Annotated in this window: 17 protein-coding genes and 1 pseudogene; 15 read left to right on the top strand and 3 right to left on the bottom strand. The window is 69.7% G+C overall.

Annotated elements, in window-relative coordinates; all coding sequences use genetic code 11:
* Positions 1–8: 8 nt before the first annotated feature.
* From QLQ12_RS13775 to QLQ12_RS13785, 3 genes are all read left to right on the top strand, one after another.
* Positions 9–1904, top strand: a complete 1896-nt coding sequence (locus QLQ12_RS13775) for a fumarate reductase/succinate dehydrogenase flavoprotein subunit (RefSeq protein ID WP_282759983.1) — start codon at positions 9–11, stop codon at positions 1902–1904.
* Entirely contained in the window at positions 1901–2914 is a 1014-nt protein-coding gene (locus tag QLQ12_RS13780) for a succinate dehydrogenase/fumarate reductase iron-sulfur subunit (protein ID WP_282759985.1), read from the top strand. The genes QLQ12_RS13775 and QLQ12_RS13780 overlap by 4 nt, the downstream gene beginning before the upstream one ends.
* Before the next feature lie 614 nt (positions 2915–3528).
* On the top strand, positions 3529–4113 hold the full coding sequence (locus QLQ12_RS13785; RefSeq protein ID WP_282759987.1) for a GNAT family N-acetyltransferase: 585 nt from the start codon (positions 3529–3531) through the stop codon (positions 4111–4113).
* Positions 4114–4353: 240 nt separating this feature from the next.
* Here the strand turns inward: QLQ12_RS13785 and QLQ12_RS13790 are convergent, their stop codons facing one another.
* Positions 4354–5091: a TetR/AcrR family transcriptional regulator gene (locus tag QLQ12_RS13790; protein ID WP_282759988.1), complete on the bottom strand. Its 738-nt coding sequence runs from the start codon at positions 5089–5091 to the stop codon at positions 4354–4356.
* Positions 5092–5180: 89 nt separating this feature from the next.
* On the opposite strand from QLQ12_RS13790, the gene QLQ12_RS13795 reads away from it, so the two are divergent.
* The 12 genes from QLQ12_RS13795 to QLQ12_RS13850 all read left to right on the top strand — a co-directional run bounded on the left by QLQ12_RS13795 (position 5181) and on the right by QLQ12_RS13850 (position 17019).
* Positions 5181–6746, top strand: a complete 1566-nt coding sequence (locus QLQ12_RS13795; RefSeq protein ID WP_282759989.1) for an MFS transporter — start codon at positions 5181–5183, stop codon at positions 6744–6746.
* A 9-nt stretch (positions 6747–6755) separates the two neighbouring features.
* The gene (locus QLQ12_RS13800) at positions 6756–7391 is read left to right on the top strand and encodes an alpha-ketoglutarate-dependent dioxygenase AlkB (protein ID WP_282759990.1); all 636 of its coding nucleotides are present in this window, start codon (positions 6756–6758) and stop codon (positions 7389–7391) included.
* A 127-nt stretch (positions 7392–7518) separates the two neighbouring features.
* Entirely contained in the window at positions 7519–8226 is a 708-nt protein-coding gene (locus QLQ12_RS13805; RefSeq protein WP_282759992.1) for an ABC transporter ATP-binding protein, read from the top strand.
* Between the two features lie 274 nt (positions 8227–8500).
* Positions 8501–9220: an ABC transporter ATP-binding protein gene (locus QLQ12_RS13810; protein ID WP_282759994.1), complete on the top strand. Its 720-nt coding sequence runs from the start codon at positions 8501–8503 to the stop codon at positions 9218–9220.
* Between the two features lie 104 nt (positions 9221–9324).
* Entirely contained in the window at positions 9325–10203 is an 879-nt protein-coding gene (locus tag QLQ12_RS13815) for a branched-chain amino acid ABC transporter permease (protein ID WP_282759995.1), read from the top strand.
* An 85-nt stretch (positions 10204–10288) separates the two neighbouring features.
* Positions 10289–11323, top strand: a complete 1035-nt coding sequence (locus QLQ12_RS13820; protein WP_407651477.1) for a branched-chain amino acid ABC transporter permease — start codon at positions 10289–10291, stop codon at positions 11321–11323.
* Positions 11320–12585 (top strand): ABC transporter substrate-binding protein, encoded by a 1266-nt coding sequence (locus QLQ12_RS13825; protein ID WP_282759996.1) that lies wholly within the window; start codon positions 11320–11322, stop codon positions 12583–12585. Before QLQ12_RS13820 ends, QLQ12_RS13825 begins: the two co-directional genes overlap by 4 nt.
* Positions 12586–12632: 47 nt before the next feature.
* Positions 12633–13379: an SDR family oxidoreductase gene (locus QLQ12_RS13830; RefSeq protein WP_282759998.1), complete on the top strand. Its 747-nt coding sequence runs from the start codon at positions 12633–12635 to the stop codon at positions 13377–13379.
* Between the two features lie 11 nt (positions 13380–13390).
* A complete protein-coding gene (locus QLQ12_RS13835; RefSeq protein ID WP_282759999.1) occupies positions 13391–14167 on the top strand; it encodes an SDR family oxidoreductase in 777 nt (258 codons plus the stop codon).
* 70 nt (positions 14168–14237) lie between these two features.
* Positions 14238–15218, top strand: a complete 981-nt coding sequence (locus QLQ12_RS13840) for a phosphotransferase family protein (RefSeq protein ID WP_282760000.1) — start codon at positions 14238–14240, stop codon at positions 15216–15218.
* Positions 15218–16417: an acyl-CoA dehydrogenase family protein gene (locus tag QLQ12_RS13845; protein ID WP_282760001.1), complete on the top strand. Its 1200-nt coding sequence runs from the start codon at positions 15218–15220 to the stop codon at positions 16415–16417. The genes QLQ12_RS13840 and QLQ12_RS13845 overlap by 1 nt, the downstream gene beginning before the upstream one ends.
* On the top strand, positions 16414–17019 hold the full coding sequence (locus QLQ12_RS13850; RefSeq protein WP_282760003.1) for a TetR/AcrR family transcriptional regulator: 606 nt from the start codon (positions 16414–16416) through the stop codon (positions 17017–17019). The genes QLQ12_RS13845 and QLQ12_RS13850 overlap by 4 nt, the downstream gene beginning before the upstream one ends.
* Here the strand turns inward: QLQ12_RS13850 and QLQ12_RS13855 are convergent.
* Both QLQ12_RS13855 and QLQ12_RS46880 read right to left on the bottom strand, forming a co-directional pair.
* A complete protein-coding gene (locus QLQ12_RS13855) occupies positions 16973–17254 on the bottom strand; it encodes a DUF6886 family protein (protein ID WP_282760005.1) in 282 nt (93 codons plus the stop codon). The genes QLQ12_RS13850 and QLQ12_RS13855 overlap by 47 nt on opposite strands.
* 112 nt (positions 17255–17366) lie before the next feature.
* A pseudogene (locus tag QLQ12_RS46880) lies at positions 17367–17528 on the bottom strand (DUF6886 family protein); the annotation flags it as partial.
* Between the last annotated feature and the right edge of the window lie 2 nt (positions 17529–17530).

Consider the following 17530-nt stretch of genomic DNA (forward strand, 5'->3'; position numbering starts at 1 on the left):
GGCCTGCGATGAGCACCGCGATCGAACGACACCTGTACGACGTCGTCGTGATCGGCGCCGGCGGCGCCGGCCTGCGCGCGGCGATCGAGGCCCGGCTGGCGGGCAAACGGACGGCGATCATCTCGAAGTCGCTGTTCGGCAAGGCCCACACGGTGATGGCCGAGGGCGGCGCCGCCGCCGCGATGGGCAACGCGAACTCCCGTGACAACTGGATGGTCCACTTCCGTGACACCATGCGCGGCGGGAAGTTCCTGAACAACTTCCGGATGGCGGAGCTGCACGCCAAGGAGGCGCCGGAGCGGATCTGGGAGCTGGAGACGTATGGCGCCCTCTTCGATCGGACCAAGGACGGCAAGATCTCGCAGCGGAACTTCGGTGGCCACGAGTACCCGCGACTCGCCCACGTCGGCGACCGCACCGGCCTGGAGCTGATCCGCACCCTGCAGCAGAAGATCGTGTCGCTCCAGCAGGAGGACTACGCCGAGACCGGCAACTACGAGTCGCGGATCCGGGTCTTCCAGGAGACCACGGTCACCGAGCTGCTGCTCGACGGCGACCGGGTGGCCGGGGCGTTCGGCTACTACCGCGAGTCCGGCGAGTTCGTGCTCTTCGAGGCGCCGGCCGTGGTGCTGGCGACCGGCGGCGTCGGCCGCAGCTACAAGGTCACCTCGAACTCCTGGGAGTACACCGGTGACGGCCACGCTCTGGCGCTGCGTGCCGGGGCGACCCTGATCAACATGGAGTTCCTGCAGTTCCACCCGACCGGCATGGTCTGGCCGCCCAGCGTGAAGGGCATCCTGGTCACCGAGTCGGTCCGCGGTGACGGCGGGGTGCTGCGCAACTCCGAGGGCAAGCGGTTCATGTTCGACTACGTCCCCGACGTCTTCCGCAAGCAGTACGCGGAGACCGAGGAGGAAGCCGACCGCTGGTACACCGACCCCGACAACAACCGCCGTCCGCCCGAGCTGCTGCCCCGTGACGAGGTGGCCCGGGCCATCAACAGCGAGGTCAAGGCCGGGCGTGGCAGCCCGGCGGGTGGCGTCTTCCTGGACATCGCCAGCCGCATGCCGGCCGAGCAGATCATCCGGCGGCTGCCGTCGATGCATCACCAGTTCAAGGAACTGGCCGACGTCGACATCACCAAGGAGCCGATGGAGGTCGGGCCGACCTGCCACTACGTGATGGGCGGGGTCGAGGTCGAACCGGACACCGGCGCGGCCTTCGGCAGGGTGCAGGGGCTGTTCGCCGCGGGCGAGGTGTCCGGCGGCATGCACGGGTCCAACCGGCTCGGCGGCAACTCCCTCTCCGACCTGCTGGTGTTCGGCAAACGGGCGGGCGAGCACGCGTCGGCCTATGTGGACACCCTGCCGGCCCGGCCCAAGCCGGCCAAGGTGGACGTCGCCGCCGCGGTCGAGGTCGCGCTGGCGCCGCTGGTGCGGACGGGGGGCGAGAACCCGTACACCCTCCAGCAGGATCTTCAGGTGGTGATGGGTGACCTGGTCGGCATCATCCGCCGGGAAGGCGAGTTGACCGACGCCCTCAAGCGCCTTCAGGAACTGCGGGTGCGGGTGGCGAACGTGAGCTCCGACGGCGGCCGCCGCTACAACCCGGGCTGGCATCTGGCCCTCGACCTGCGCAACATGCTGGTCGTCTCGGAGTGCACCGCCAAAGCCGCCCTGGAGCGGGAGGAGTCGCGCGGCGGCCACACCCGGGAGGACTTCCCGAAGATGAGCCCGCAGTGGCGCCGCGTCAACCTGGTCTGCTCGGTCGACGAGGCCGGCGAGGTCCACCTGGACCGCAAGCCGGTGCCCCGGATGCGTGACGAGCTGCTCTCCCTGTTCGAGCGCAGCGAGCTGACGAAGTACATGACCGATGAGGAACTGTCCGAGTTGGAGGCCGAGTGAAACGCCACTTCCGGGTCTGGCGCGGCGATGCGTCCGGCGGCGACCTGCGTGACTTCGACGTCGAGGTGAACGAGGGCGAGGTGGTCCTCGACATCATCCACCGGTTGCAGGCCACGCAGACCCCCGACCTGGCCTGCCGCTGGAACTGCAAGGCCGGCAAGTGCGGCTCCTGCTCGATGGAGATCAACGGCAAGCCGCGCCTCGGCTGCATGACGCGGATGTCGACGTTCACCGAGGACGAGACGATCACGATCACTCCGATCCGCACCTTCCCGGTGATCCGTGACCTGGTCACCGACGTCTCCTTCAACTACGAGAAGGCGCGGGAGACCCCGGCGTTCGCTCCGCCGCCCGGCCTCGCGCCCGGCGAGTACCGGATGCAGCAGGTCGACGTCGAGCGCAGCCAGGAGTTCCGAAAGTGCATCGAGTGCTTCCTCTGCCAGAACACCTGCCACGTCATCCGCGACCACGACGAGAACAAGCCGGCCTTCTCCGGCCCACGCAACTTCATCCGCGCCGCCGAGCTCGACATGCACCCGCTCGACGACCGCACCGACCGCAAGGAGTTCGCGCAGGCCAGCCAAGGCCTCGGGTACTGCAACATCACCAAATGCTGCACCGAGGTCTGCCCCGAACACATCAAGATCACTGACAACGCGATCATCCCGATGAAGGAACGCGTCGTCGACCGCCGCTACGACCCCCTGGTCTGGCTCGGCCGCAAGATCTTTCGCCGCGACCAGCTGGAGTCCGCCGAGAACATGGCCCCCAGCACCACGGTCGGCGTCGCCGGCACCTCCGGCGGCACGACGCTCGGCGCCTCCGGCGTGCCGCATTCCAGCGTCCGCCTCCCGGAGAGCGCTCCGATCGGCCCCGACGGCCGCATGGACGTCGCCGAGTTGCTCGCACCCCAGCAGGGCGGCCTCTCCCCCTTCGGCGAGGACATCAGCTTCCCGCTCCCGCCCGAATACATCACCTACACCCACCCCGAAAGAGACAAAAACCAATAGTTTGTACGCCGTGGGCCGCCCCGCCGAACCACTTCTCCCGTGGCGCGCCATGCGACGTCCGCCGGCCTCACGGCCGCGGCGCCACCACGGGCTGCTGCCCACTCACCGGCTACCGCATCAGGGGCGCTGATCCACCAGTGAGGGCTAGCCGCCCTGTGCCGGCTAGCCCTCACTGCTGTGTCGGAGGTGCCGATACAGCAGTCAGGGCTAGCGGGGCGGGGTGGCTGGCGCTGCTGTATCGGAGGTGCTGATACCGCCGTCGGCGCTAGCCGGAACAGGCGGCTAGCGCGCTGCTGTATCGGAGGCGCTGATACCGCCGTTGGGGCTAGCCGGGCGAGGCGGCTAGCGCCTACCGCGTTTATCGAAGGTGCTGATGCGACAGTGAGGGTCAGCCGGGCTTGGCTGGGGGCGGTTTCTGGTGTGCGGGCGGGAGGGGCGAGCCGGGGGGCAGCGGATACGCCCGAGAGTCGCGCTGCGGTCCACAGTGGGTCGGGCGTCGCGCGGTAGCCCGGGACGCGTGGTTCGGCGGGGCGGCCCGCGGCGTACCGGATGATCGGTTCTGGGGCCTGCCAGCCGGGCGGCGCGTTTCGTGAAGCGCGGCCTATCGTCGCGGAATGCCTCTGTTGACCACGCCCGCGCTGCCCGCGGGTTCGCTCGCCGCTCTGAGTCAGCCCACCATCGCCCGCAACGGGGTGATCTTGCGCGCGTGGGAGGAGTCGGATGCGGCGGCCGTCGTGGCCGCTTATGCCGATCCGGCGATTCAACGGTGGCACTGTTGGAGCTTGAGCGGTGACGAGGCTCTGCGATGGATCGCGGGTTGGCCCCGGAAGTGGCAGGAAGAGACCGGGGCCAGTTGGGCGGTGGTCGTCGATGGAAAGTTCGCCGGACAGGTCGGCTTGCGCGGGCTGCAGCTCGAAGAGGGCCTGGCCAAGATCTCCTACTGGGTGCTGCCGGAGACCCGGGGCAAGCGTGTCGCACCGCGGGCGCTGGAGGTGATGAGCCGGTGGGCGTTCGGGACGCTGGGCCTGCACCGGCTGGAGTTGAACCACTCGACCGCGAATGCCGCGTCGTGCCGGGTGGCGCTGCGATGCGGCTTCCTGCTGGAGGGCACCAAGCGCAGTGAGGCGCTGCACGCCGACGGCTGGCACGACATGCACACTCACGCCCGCCTCACCACCGACCCAAGCCCCACCGTGTGAAGTCGGGGTAGGCAGCGCAGCACCACACTTACTTGCCACCCTGGCTGGCGAGCGAGGTGCGGAGCGTCTGCGCGACGCCAGAAACCGCTGGGATTGCGGCGCAAGCAGGCGCGGAGTTGCGCGACGCCAGGCGCTGCAGTGCGAGTGGCGTGAGCGAAGCGCGCACTCTCCGCGACGCCAGACGCTTCAGGTGGCGTGGCGCGGTGCGGTGCGGTGCGGTGCGGTGCGGTGCGGCAGGCTTCAGTCGGTGGGGGCGGGGTTGCTGGTGAGCCAGAGTTCGAGGCCGTCGAGGATCCGCTCCATGCCGAACATGTAGCTCTGCGTGAAGACCTGTTCGGGGTCCATGTCGGCGACCCCGTCCTCCTGGCGCCAGCGGGCGTAGTCCGTGTGCTTCTCGCCGAGTTCGTCCATGAGCGGCTCCAGTTTCTGCTGGAGCTGAGCCGCGGGCAGCCCGGAGCGCCGGACCGCGGCGGCGACCGCTGCCTCCGTGGTCGCTGAGCCGATCACGTGCGCGGTGATCAGGGAGTGGACGTGCGCCAGCCTGGGCCCGTGGAAGCCGGCGGCGGAGAGGAGGGCGACGGTCCGGTTGGTCATCCGCATCACGTTGGGGCCGATGGTGGGACGGACGCCGAGCAGGCCGATCACCCACGGGTGGCGTAGCAGCATGGTTCGCATCCCGCCGGCCGTCACCGATACGCCGACACGCCAGGGGGTGTCACCGGCCTCGGGCACGTAGACCTCGCCCATCACCTCGTCGACGGCGAGTTCGAGCAGGTCGTCCTTGGTGGCGACGTGCCAGTAGAGCGAGGTGGCGCCGGAGCCGAGCCGGGCGCCGAGGCGGCGCATGCTCAGCCCGGCCGTGCCCTCGGTGTCGAGCAACTCGATCGCCGCGCGGACGATCTGCTCCCGGCTGAGGGTCGGCTGACCGGTTCGGGGGCGGGCCGGACGGGTCCACACCGAGTCTGTGAAGTCGGGCATGACGTCATCTTAAAGGGGATCGCACAGTGTTCGACTCCACTGGTACGGTGTTCGAGCAATCACGAACACTGTACGAGAGAGGAAGATCGATGCCCGACCGTCACCCGCGTCGCTGGCTGATCCTGGGCGTGCTGTGCGTGAGCCTGCTCGTGGTCGTCGTCGACAACATGGTGCTCAACATCGCGATCCCAGCGCTGATCCGCGACCTGGGCGCGAGCACCGCGGACATCCAGTGGATCATCGACGCCTACATCCTGGTCTTCGCCGGCCTGCTGCTCACCGCCGGCAGCCTCTCCGACCGGCATGGGCGCCGCCTCGGGCTGGTGGTCGGCCTGGTCGTCTTCGGCGGGGCGTCGGCGCTGGCCACCATCTGCCAGACCTCCGGCCAGCTGATCGCGGTCCGTGGCCTGATGGGTCTCGGCGCGGCCTTCCTGATGCCGGGCACGCTCGCCATCCTGACCACGGTCTTCGACGATGCGGAGCGCAAGAAGGCCATCGCGATCTGGGGCTCGGTGCTCATGCTCGGCGCCCTCGGCGGCCCGACGCTGGGCGGGCTGCTGCTGGAGCACTTCTGGTGGGGTTCGGTCTTCCTGATCAACATCCCGATCGCGGTGATCGGCATCGTGGCCGCGCTGGCGATCATTCCGGAGTCCCGGGGGCCGGCCTCCCGGCCCGATCCGGTCGGCGCACTGCTCTCCACGATCGGCATGACGGCCCTGGTCTGGGGCGTGATCTCGGCTCCCGAGCACGGCTGGGAGTCGCCGCGCACCGCCGGCGGCTTCGTCATCGCCCTCGTCGCGCTGGTCGGGTTCGGGTTCTGGGAGCGCCGGGTCGACGAGCCGATGCTGCCGATGACGCTCTTCAAGGACCGCAACTTCCGGGGCGCCAGCCTGTCGCTGGTGCTGCTCGCCTTCTCGGCCGGCGGTGTGATGCTGGCTATCACGCAGTACCTCCAGTTCGTCCTCGGCTACGAGCCGATCAAGGCCGGCGCGGCGTTCATCCCGATGCTCGTGACGACGATGGCGTTCAACGGCATCGGCGTGGTGGTGGACAAGAGGTTCGGCGCCCGGGTGGCGCTGACGGCGGGTCTGCTCCTGGTGGCCGGCGGCTTCGCGGTGCTCGCGTCGCTCGACCCGACCGACGGCTATCTGAAGCTGGCGACCGCGCTGGTCGTGATCGGCATGGGCAGTGGTGTGGCGTCACCGGCCGCGGTGGGAACCCTGCTCGGCGCCCTGCCGCCGGAGCGGGCGGGCGTCGGGTCGGCGGTCAACGACACGGTGCAGCAGATAGGGACGGCGCTGAGCGTGGCGGTGCTGGGCAGTGTGCTGACCACGGCCTACCGCGCGGCCATGCCAGCGGACGTCACCGGGCCGGCGCGCGACTCCCTCGGCGACGCGCTCGGGGTCGCCGCCGCTTCGGGGAACACGGGACTGGCCGATGCGGCGCGAGCCGCTTTCGTCGACGCCATCGCGGTCACCTCACTGGTCGGAGTGGTGGGCGGAATCGCGGCCGCGATCCTGGCCGCTTCGGTGCTGCGCCCCAAGGCTTCCACGGAAGCGGCGCCCACCGGCCCGTCGTCCACAGAAGCGGAAACCGCGAATCCGTTGTCCACAGGCTCGGCGCCGGAGCCTGCCGGGATCGAACGTCAGTACTAACATGGCGGGATGACCAGCGCCTACCAGCCTTCGATGCTCGATCTGATGTCCGGGCCGGCCGAGGCGGTCGCGTCGTTGACCGGCCGCCTCACCCGGCACCCACTGACCGCCGGCGCCTGGGTCGACGTGCTGCCCGGCTGGCTGCACGGGTCCGACGCGGTCTTCGAGACCCTGCTCGACATCGACTGGCGGGCCGAGCGGCGGCGGATGTATGACGACGTCGTTGACGTCCCACGCCTCCTGCGGTGGTTCGGCCCGCGGGAGCAGCTGCCGCATCCCGCGCTGGACGCGGCGAAGGCCGAACTCAACCGGCACTACGCCGGGGAGCTGGGCGAGCAGTTCGTGACCGCGGGCATGTGCCTCTATCGCGACGGGCGCGACAGCGTGGCCTGGCACGGCGACACCCACGGCCGGTCGGCCACGCACGACACCATGGTCGCGATCGTCTCCTTCGGCTCGCCGCGCAATCTGCTGCTGCGACCACGGGCCGGCGGGCACGGCACGCTGCGGTTTCCGCTGGGGCACGGCGACCTGATCGTGATGGGTGGCTCCTGCCAGCGCACCTGGGAGCACGCCGTGCCGAAGACCGCGAAGCCGGTCGGGCCACGGGTCAGTGTCCAGTTCCGCCCGATCGATGTGGCCTGATCAGAGCAGTCGAGTAACGGGGACATTGCAAGTGGTTGACGAGTCGGCCGAGAAAGTTACACTCCAAGTGTAAATAGTTGAGGCTCCATCTCCATCCAGGACTTCCACCGGTCCTCCCGAGGCGGCCATGTCAACAGAATCCCCGCTCAAAGAGCTCGCGCTCCACGACATCACCGTTCGCTTCGGCGGCCTGACCGCACTCGACAACGTCTCTCTGCGCGTGGCGCCGGGACGGATCGTCGGCGTCATCGGGCCGAACGGCGCGGGCAAGACCACCCTCTTCAACATCATCTGCGGGTTCGTGCAGCCCACCTCCGGGTCACTCACCCTGGACGGGCAGCCCTGGCGGCCACGCCCGCACCATCTCAACCGGCTCGGCATAGCCCGGACCCTGCAGGGCGTCGGCCAGTTCGCCGGCATGACCGTCCTGGAGAACGTGATGGTCGGCGCCCGTCGCCGGCGCGCCGAAGCGGAGGCGATGGCCGCCCTGGAGCGCTGTGGCGTCGCACGCTATGCGGCGGCCCATCCCGGCGCCCTGCCCTACGCGATCCGAAAACGCATCGAACTGGCCCGCGCGCTGGTCGCCAAGCCACAGATCCTGATGCTCGACGAGCCGGCCGGCGGCCTGGACGCCGATGAGATCGGCTGGCTCGGCACGCTCATCAAGGAGACCGGCACCACGGTTCTACTGGTCGAACACCATATGGACCTGGTGATGTCGGTCTGCGACGAGATCCTGGTGCTCGATTTCGGCAAGCCGATCGCCCTCGGCAGCCCAGCCGAGATCAGTGAGAACCCCAAGGTCACCGAGGCTTATCTCGGCACGGCGGCCTGACCACCCCGCACCTCACGGCCAGAGGCCTGACCGGCCACTGACTTCGCATCTCACACGGCCCGAGGCCGGACCGGCCTCTGACTTGACTCCCCAGACAGCCAGAGGTCCGACCGGGCTCTGGCATCACACCTCACACAGCCAGGGGCCGGCCCACCCCTGACGTCGCATATCCGAAAAGCCGGTTATCTCCCGGCTTCCTTCGGCATACCCGAGAACGGCCCCAAGGAGGAGCGCCGATGATCATTCGCATCCCGTTATCACCGGGACTCTTCCGGTGAGCGGCGCGCTGCTGCAGGTCGAGGGCCTGACCGCCGGGTACGGCGCGGCGCCCGTTCTGCACGATGTGGACCTCGCCGTCCGGCCGGGAGAGATCGTCGCCGTCCTGGGGGCGAACGGCGCCGGCAAGACGACGCTGTTGCGCACCCTCTCCGGGTTGGTCCGCTCCGCCGGAGGCCGGGTCGTTTTCGACGGATCCGACCTGGCCGGCACCAAGGTGGAACACCTGGTCCGGCGCGGGATCGCGCACGTCCCGGAGGGCCGGGGCGTGGTCACCGAACTGACCGTGGACGAGAACCTGCGGCTCGGCGGCCTGTGGCGGCGCGACCGCGCGGACACGAAGAAGGCGCTCGACGAGGTCTACGAGTTGTTCCCTCCGCTGGCGCAGCGCCGGGCGTCCGCCGGTCATCAACTCTCCGGCGGGGAGCGCCAGATGCTGGCGCTGGGCCGCGCCCTGGTCGGGCGGCCGAGGCTGCTGCTGCTCGACGAACCGTCGCTGGGGCTGGCTCCGAAGGTCACCGGGCAGATCATGGCGCTGCTGCGTGACCTGCGGGCCCGCACCGGTCTCGCGGTGCTGCTCGTCGAGCAGAACGTCCGCAGCGCCCTCTCCATCGCCGACGAGGGTGTGGTGCTGGCGCTGGGCCGGGTCGTGGTCCGCGACAAGGCCTCGGTGCTCCGCGACGACGCCGATCTCCGTCACGCCTACCTGGGGTTCTGAATGAGCGAGCTTGCGAGCGAATCGGTCGGCTCAGTCCGTCACTCATGGAGCGAATGGCGACGCCGGAGCGAACTGCGGCACCGGAGCGAAGCGGAGGCGGCGGCATGAGTCAGTTCATCTATCTGACCTTCGACGGGCTGAGCCGCGGGCTGGTCTACGCCGCTTTCGCGCTGGCCCTGGTGCTGATCTGGCGGGCCGCCCGGATCGTCAACTTCGCGCAGGGCGCGATGGCGGTGGCCGCGGTCTACGTCGCCTACTCGGTCACGAACGCGACCGGGTCGTACTGGCTCGGGTTCGTGGTGGCGCTGCTGGCCGGGATGGTGCTGGGCGTCACCGTCGAGCGGGTGGTGATGCGGTTCGTGGACCATTCGTCGCCGCTCAACGGGGTGGTCGTGGCCCTCGGCCTGGTCCTGATCCTGCAGGGCACGCTCGGCATCCTCTACGGCAACGAGTACCTGCCGGTGGAGACCCCGTTCAGCCGGGACGCCTTCGAGGTGGGCGGGGTGGCGATGCTGTCGCGCTACGACCTGTTCGTCATCGGCGCGGTGGGCACGGTGGTCGTCGCTCTGACGCTGCTCTTCACGCGTACGGCGGTCGGCCTGCGGATGCGGGCGGCGGCTTTCGCCCCGGACGTGTCGCGGCTCCTCGGCGTCTCGGTGGGCGGCATGTTGACGCTCGGCTGGGCGCTCGCGGCGGCGGCGGGCTCACTCGCCGGCATGCTCGTCGTCCCCACCGAGTTGGGACTGCACCCGACGGCGATGGACGTGGTCTTCGTCTCGGCGTTCGCGGCCGCCGTGGTGGGCGGGCTGGACAGCCCGATCGGTGCGGTCGTCGGCGGGCTGGTCGTCGGCCTGCTGCTGTCGTACGTCAGCGGATACATCGACGTCACGGTCACCCCGATGGCCGTACTGGCCCTGCTCGTCGTGGTCCTGCTCGGTAAGCCGGGGGGCTTGTTCTCCAGTTCGAAAGCGAGGGTGGCATGACCGACCGCACCGAGCGGCAGCAGGCCGCACCGGATGACGGACCGTGCAGGCGAGGGCCGGGAGCGCATGCCGGGGGAGGCACAGCGTGACCGACGTGAAACCGAAAGCGAGCGCGGCTCCCGTACCCGACACGGGTCTGATCGTGCCGAAGCGGCGCCGGCGCCCACATCCCGTGCTGGTGATCGCGATCGGCGCGGTCGTGGTGGTCGCGCTGACCTACGTCCTGCCGCCGTTCCGGAACTATCAACTGGCCACGGTCGGCGCCTACTTCTGCGTGACGGCCGGGCTGACCGTCCTGACCGGACTCAACGGGCAACTGTCGCTGGGGCACGGCGCGCTGATGGCGACCGGCGCGTACACGCTCGCGCTGACGCAGAACAAGTTCATGAACCTGCCGTTCAGCTTCGCCGTCGCGATCCTGGTGACGACCGCGGCCGGTGCGGTGATCGGCTTGGCGGCGGCCCGGTTGCGCGGCCCCTATCTGGCCGGTCTCACCCTCGCCGTCGCGATCGTGGTCCCTTCGGTGACCAGCACGTTCGACGAGACGTTCAACAGCGACCAGGGCCTGTCGGTGGTGCTGGACCCACCGCCGGAAGCGTTCCCGATGGAGCAGTGGCAGGCCTGGTTGTGCTGGAGCGCCGCGCTGGTCGTGGTGCTGCTGCTGGCGCTGCTGGTGCGCGGCCGGTTCGGGCGTGACCTGCGGGCCGTCCGTGACGACGAGACCGCCGCCCGGCTGGCCGGGATCAACATCGCGCGTACCCAGGTGCTGGCGTTCGTGGTGAGCGCCGTCTGTGCCGGGGTCGCCGGTGCCCTGTTCGCCGTGCTCGCGCAGAGCGTGTCGCCGGGCGCGTTCCCGCTGACGCTCTCCCTCTTCCTGATCATGGCGATCGTCATCGGCGGACTGGGCAGCCTCTTCGGAGCGCTCTGGGGCGCCGTCCTGCTGGTGGTGCTCCCCACCCTCTCGCAGTCCGTCGGTGAGCAGACCGGGTCGCAGCGGCTGGAGGGAAACCTCGCGCTGATCGTCTTCGGTGTGGTACTCGTCGTCGTCATGCTCGCCGCCCCGGGCGGCCTCGCGTCCATTCCCTCTCGCATCACACGTCTAATCAGGAGGAACCGATGAAACGCACCGCGACGACGGTTCTCGCCGTCGTGCTGCTGGCCACGGCCGGCTGCACGAACGACGGCGGAGGCGGCGGCACCGGCAGCGCCAACGTCCCCGGCGTGACCGACTCCTCGGTCATCGTCGGCACCCACATGCCGTTGACCGGTCCGGCCGCGGCCGGCTATTCGAAGATCGCGCCGGCCACCAAGGCGTACTTCGACTACGTCAACAAGAACGGCGGCGTGCACGGCCGCAAGATCGAATACAAGATCAAGGACGACGGTTACAACCCGGCGAACACCCAGACCGTGGTGCGCGAGCTGGTGCTGCAGGACAAGGTCTTCGCGGTCCTCAACGGCCTCGGCACCCCCACGCACACCGGCGTGCTCGACTTCCTCAAGACCAACCGGGTGCCGGACCTCTTCGTGGCCAGCGGCAGCCGCAGCTGGAACCAGGCCGACAAATACCCGGGCACGTTCGGCTTCAACCCGGACTACACGGTCGAGGGCAAGATCCTCGGTACGTACGTCAAGGAGAACCTGGCCGGAAAGAAGGCCTGTTTCCTCGGGCAGGACGACGACTTCGGCCGGGACAGCCTGGCCGGCATCGAGAAGATCCTCGGCTCGGTCGCGGCCAAGGAGAGCTACGTGACCAGCAACCCGAACGTGGGACCGCAGATGGGCGCGCTCAAGGCGGCCGGCTGCGAGGTCGTCCTGCTCGCGACTGTGCCCGGTTTCACTGCCCTGTCGATCGGGACCGCTGCGAAAATCGCCTTCAAGCCCCAGTTCGTGGTCAGTAACGTGGGCGCCGACCCGACGACCGTCGGCAAGGCACTGGGCGCCGGCGCTCCGCTGATGGAAGGCCTGGTGGCGACCAACTACCTGCCGCTGACCACCGACGAGGCGAACCCGTGGATCCAGCTCTTCAAGAAGGTCAACGCGGAGCACAACGGCAATGCCGAGTTCGACAACAACACCGTCTACGGCATGTCGGTCGGATATCTGTTCGTGCAGGCGCTCCAGGCGGCCGGCAAGGACCTGACCCGCGACAAGCTGACCGAGGCGGTCAAGAAGAACGGCTTCCAGGGCCCCGGTCTGGTTCCGCTGCGCTTCTCCGCGACGGATCACTCGGGGTACGGCGGCGCCCAGCTCACCAAGGTCGTCGGGGGCAAGGCGGCCTGGGTCGGTACGCCGTACACCACCGACGACAAGGACGCCCCGGTCACCGCGTACCAGGGACAGGCCGCGACTCCGCCGCAGAACGGCGTGCCGGCCGCGTAGTATCTGCACGAAGCATGCAAAAAGACGACTCATCAGGAGGTTGTGCGATGGCCGACCAGGTAGCGGTAGTGACCGGAGCAAGCCGGGGAATCGGGTTCGCCATCGCGCAACGCTTCGTCGCCCAGGGGGCGAGAGTCGCCGTCACCGGCCGCGACGCCGACGCTCTCGAGGCCGCCGTGAAGGAACTCGGCGGTCCCGAGGTAGCGATCGGCGTGGCCGGCAAAGGTGACGACCCGGCGCACCGGGCCGCCGTCGTGGACGCGGTGCGGGAACGGTTCGGGCCGATCACCACGCTGATCAACAACATCGGGATCAACCCGGCGTACGGGCCGCTGGCCACCCTCGACCTGAACGCCGCCCGCAAGATGGCCGAGGTCAACCTGATCGGCACGCTCGGCTGGGTCCAGGAGGCGCTGCGTGGCGGCCTGGGCGAGACCGGCGGTTCGATCGTCAACATCTCCTCGGTCTCCGGAGTCCGCCCGGCGCCGGGCATCGCCTTCTACGGCACCACCAAGGCGGCTCTGATCCACCTCACCGAGGAGCTGGCGGTCGAGTTGGCCCCGAAGGTCCGGGTCAACGCGGTCGCGCCCGCGGTCGTGAAGACCCGGTTCGCCACCGCCCTCTATGAGGGGCGCGAGGCGGAGGTGGCGGCCACGTACCCGCTCCAGCGGCTCGGCAACACCGACGACGTGGCCGGCACCGTGGCGTTCCTCTGCTCACCGGAGGCGTCCTGGATCACCGGGCAGACCATCGTGATCGACGGTGGCATCACCCTCACCGGGGCCGTGCAGTGAAGGCCGGTTCAGTGAAGCGGGTCGTGGTCACCGGCGCCGGTGGCGGGATCGGGGCGGCGCTGGCCCGCCGGTTCGCCGCCGACGGCGCCCGGGTCGTGGTCAACGACCTCAACGGCGACGCGGCCCGCTCGGTGGCGGACGAGATCGGTGGGATCGCCGTGCCCGGCGACGCCGCCCGCGAGGACGACGTTCAGAACCTGGTCGACACGGCCTTCACCGAGTTGGGCGGGATCGACCTGTTCTGCTCGAACGCCGGAGTGCTGTCGGGCGGGGACGAGACGACACCGGACGCGCAGTGGCAGCGTGACTTCGAGGTCAACGTGATGTCGCACGTCTACGTGAGCCGGGCGTTGCTGCCACGCTGGCTGGACAGCGGCGAACCGAAACGACTGCTGGTCACGGTGAGCGCGGCCGGCCTGCTGACCCTGCTGGGGAGCGCCACCTACTCGGTGACGAAGCACGCGGCTCTGGCCTACGCGGAGTGGCTGCGGGCCACGTATGCCCATCGGGGTCTGATCGTGCAGGCGCTCTGCCCGCAGGGTGTCCGCACGGACATGCTGACCCGGGGCGGCGACCGCGGCAGCGCCGCGCTGCTCGCCGAGGGCGCGCTGGCGCCGTCGGCGGTGGCCGACCTGGTCGCCGAGTCGCTGGACGGCACCGGTTTCCTGATCCTTCCGCATCCGGAGGTCGAGGGTTATTACCGCTTGCGTGCGAGTGATCCGGATCGTTGGCTGGGGGGCATGAACAAACTCCAGCGCGGCTTCGAGCAGAAGGCCTCACCGGCATGATCGACCGCACCCCTGAACCGGACGGCGACCTCGCGGACGAGGGCCGGCGGAGCCTGTCGAGGCGGGCCCGATGAAGGGTCTCGACCTGGAGAGACTCCAGGCCTATCTGGACAGTCCGCCGCTGTCCGCGACGATGTTCGCCGGCGGCAAGTCGAACCTGACGTACGCGGTCACCGACGGCGTCAACCGCTGGGTGCTGCGCCGCCCGCCGCTGGGTCACGTGCTGCCCACCGCCCACGACATGGTGCGGGAGCACCGTGTCCTTGACGCCCTGTCCAAGGCCGGGTTCCCGGCGCCGGCGCCGGTGCGCCTCTGCACCGACACCGAGGTGATCGGGGCGCCTTTCTACCTGATGGAACACGTCGACGGCACGATCCACCGGGACGCCGGCGGGCTTGACGCGAGATCCTTCCGGGAGCTGAACCTCACCCTGGTGGACACCCTCGCCGACCTGCACTCGCTGGATCCCGCGGCGATCGGGCTGGGCGATTTCGGCCGTCCGGAGGGCTTCAACGCGCGCCAGGTGCGCCGCTGGAAGCAGCAGCTCGACGCGTCTCGCAGCCGGGATCTCCCCGGCATCGAGGAACTGCACGCGCGCCTCGCCACCGACATCCCGGCCGGCGGCCCGGGCGCCGTGGTGCACGGCGACTTCCGGCTGGACAACGTGCTGGTCAGCTCCTCTCTGGAGGTGAACGCCGTGCTCGACTGGGAGATGTCGACGCTCGGCGACCCGCTCAGCGACCTAGCCCTGATGCTGGTCTACGCGGGCCGCCCGCTGCTGGAGCGCGACGGCCACCCGGTCGCCCCGATCGACATCGCCGGCCACCCGTCGCTCGACGAGATGGCCGCCCGATACGCCGAGCGCGGCAACCGCGACGTCGGCGATCTGCACTGGTACGTGGCCTTCGCCGCGTTCAAGCTCGCCGTCATCCTCGAGGGCGTGCACTACCGCTACACCAAGGGTCAGACGGTCGGCCCCGGCTTCGACACCGTGGGTGCGATGGTTCCGGCCCTGGTCGAGCAGGGCCATCGAGCGCTGGAAGGACACTGATGGACTTCGAATACGACGCGAGGACCGAGGACTACCGCAAGCGTCTGCTCGCCTTCATGGACGAGCACGTCTACCCGGCCGAGGCCACGTTCCACACCGACGGCTGGGAACCGCCCGCCGGCCTGGAAGCCCTGAAGGCCGCCGCGAAGGACGCCGGCCTCTGGAACCTCTTCCTGCCCGGTGAGCACGGCGCCGGACTGACCAACCTTCAGTACGCCCCGCTCGCCGAGATCACCGGCCGGAGCCCGGCGATCGCGCCGGCCGCGCTGAACTGCGCCGCCCCGGACACCGGCAACATGGAGGTCCTGGCCGAGTTCGGCACCCCGGAGCAGCAGGAGAGGTGGCTCAAGCCGCTGCTGGCCGGTGAGATCCGCTCCGCGTTCGCGATGACCGAACCGCAGGTGGCTTCCTCGGACGCCACCAACATCGGCACCCGGATCGAACGCGACGGCGACGACTACGTCATCAACGGCCGCAAGTTCTACATCAGTGGCGCGATGAACCCGAACTGCAAGATCTTCATCGTGATGGGCAAGACCGACCCGGACGCTGCCCGTCACGTGCAGCAGAGCCAGATCCTGGTGCCGCGGGACACTCCCGGCGTCACGGTCGAGCGCGGCATGACGGTGCTCGGCTACACCGACGGCGACCACGGCGGCCACGCCGAGATCACCTTCGACAACGTGCGGGTGCCGGCCACCAACCTGATCGGTGTCGAGGGCGGCGGCTTCGCCATCTCCCAGGCCCGCCTCGGGCCGGGCCGGATCCACCACTGCATGCGGCTGATCGGCATGGCCGAGCGGGCCCTGGAGCTGATGTGCACGCGGGCGCTGGTCCGCACCCCGTTCGGCAAGCCGCTCGCCGAGCAGGGCGTTGTCCAGGACTGGATCGCCGAGTCCCGGGTCCGCATCGAGCAGGCCCGCCTGCTGGTGCTCAAGGCCGCCTGGCTGATGGACACGGTCGGCAACAAGGGCGCGCACACCGAGATCCAGGCCATCAAGATCGTGGTGCCGTCGGCCGTCGAGTGGATCGTCGACAAGGCGATCCAGACGCACGGCGCGGCCGGACTCGGCCAGGACTTCCCGCTCGCCGGGCTGTTCGCCAGCGCCCGTATGCTGCGACTCGCCGACGGGCCGGACGAGGTGCACAAGCGCTCGCTGGCCCACCGAGAGCTCAAGCGTTACCGGAGCAGTTCGTGACCAACCCACCCACCCGCGTCGATGGTCGCACCGCGCGGTCCGAGAGGACCCGCGCGGCGATCATCGACGCACACCTCCAGTTGATCGGCGAAGGGGACATGCGTCCCACCGCCGATCGGGTCGCCAAGCTGGCCGGGGTGTCGCTACGCGCCCTGTGGAGCCACTTCGCCGACATGGAGGCGCTGATGACGGCCAGCGGCGAACGCGTGCTGGCCCGGCGGGACGCCTCGTACCGCCCGATCCCGGCTGACCTGCCGCTGGCCGAACGGATCGAGGCGTTCTGCCACCAGCGCGCCCGCTTGATGGAGGAGCTCGCGCCCGCCGCGCGGGCCGGCGCGCTCAAGGAACCTTTCTCGCCCGGGTTGCAGCACTACCGCGGGATGCATATCTCCCGGGTACGCGACGAGCTGACCTCCACCTTCCCCAGCGAGATCGGCAGTGACGATGACCTGCTCAACGCCCTGACCGCCGCCAGCTTCTGGCCCACCTGGGCGTTGTGGCGCGACGCCATGGGCCTTTCGGTGGAGAGCGCCCGCATCGCGTTGAGCCGGTTGATCACGGCGATGCTGGCTCCGGCCGTGGGCGCGCGTTCCGGAGTCTGATCCCGCTGAAGCCGACCGTGCTGGTGATCACCTGGTCCCAGAACGGCCAGAGGTTGTCGAGCAGCCGCAACTGGATGCCGGCCGCGGCGTGGCACTCGATCAGGTCGCCGACCGGTTCCGGCGGGCCGAGCGGCTCGACCGGCCCGGTCGACACGTGGGCGTGCGGCTGCGGCTCGCCGATCGGGCGGAACCTCCCCGCCGGGAGCCGGTACGCGTAGAGCCTGGTGGTGCGCATCGCGTCCCACCAGGCGTACTCGATCGCGTGGACCCGGTCGCCGCAGCCGGCCGGCGATAATCCGCTCCCGGTCGGCCTCGGTGGTGACGCCGGGACGCACCCAGGCCATGGCGCGCGGGCACTGCCGCGGAAACCAGTAGTCGGGCGCCCGGTCGTGGCCGACGGCCCACACATAGGCGTCGGTCTGCCGTGCGGTCGCCGCGACGTGCGGCACGAACCGCGTGATGGCGGGGTCTTCGGAGAAGTGCAGCACGTGACCCGGCTCCGGACGCATGC

This window comes from Actinoplanes sandaracinus, assembly GCF_030009775.1.
Lineage (GTDB): Bacteria > Actinomycetota > Actinomycetes > Mycobacteriales > Micromonosporaceae > Actinoplanes > Actinoplanes sandaracinus.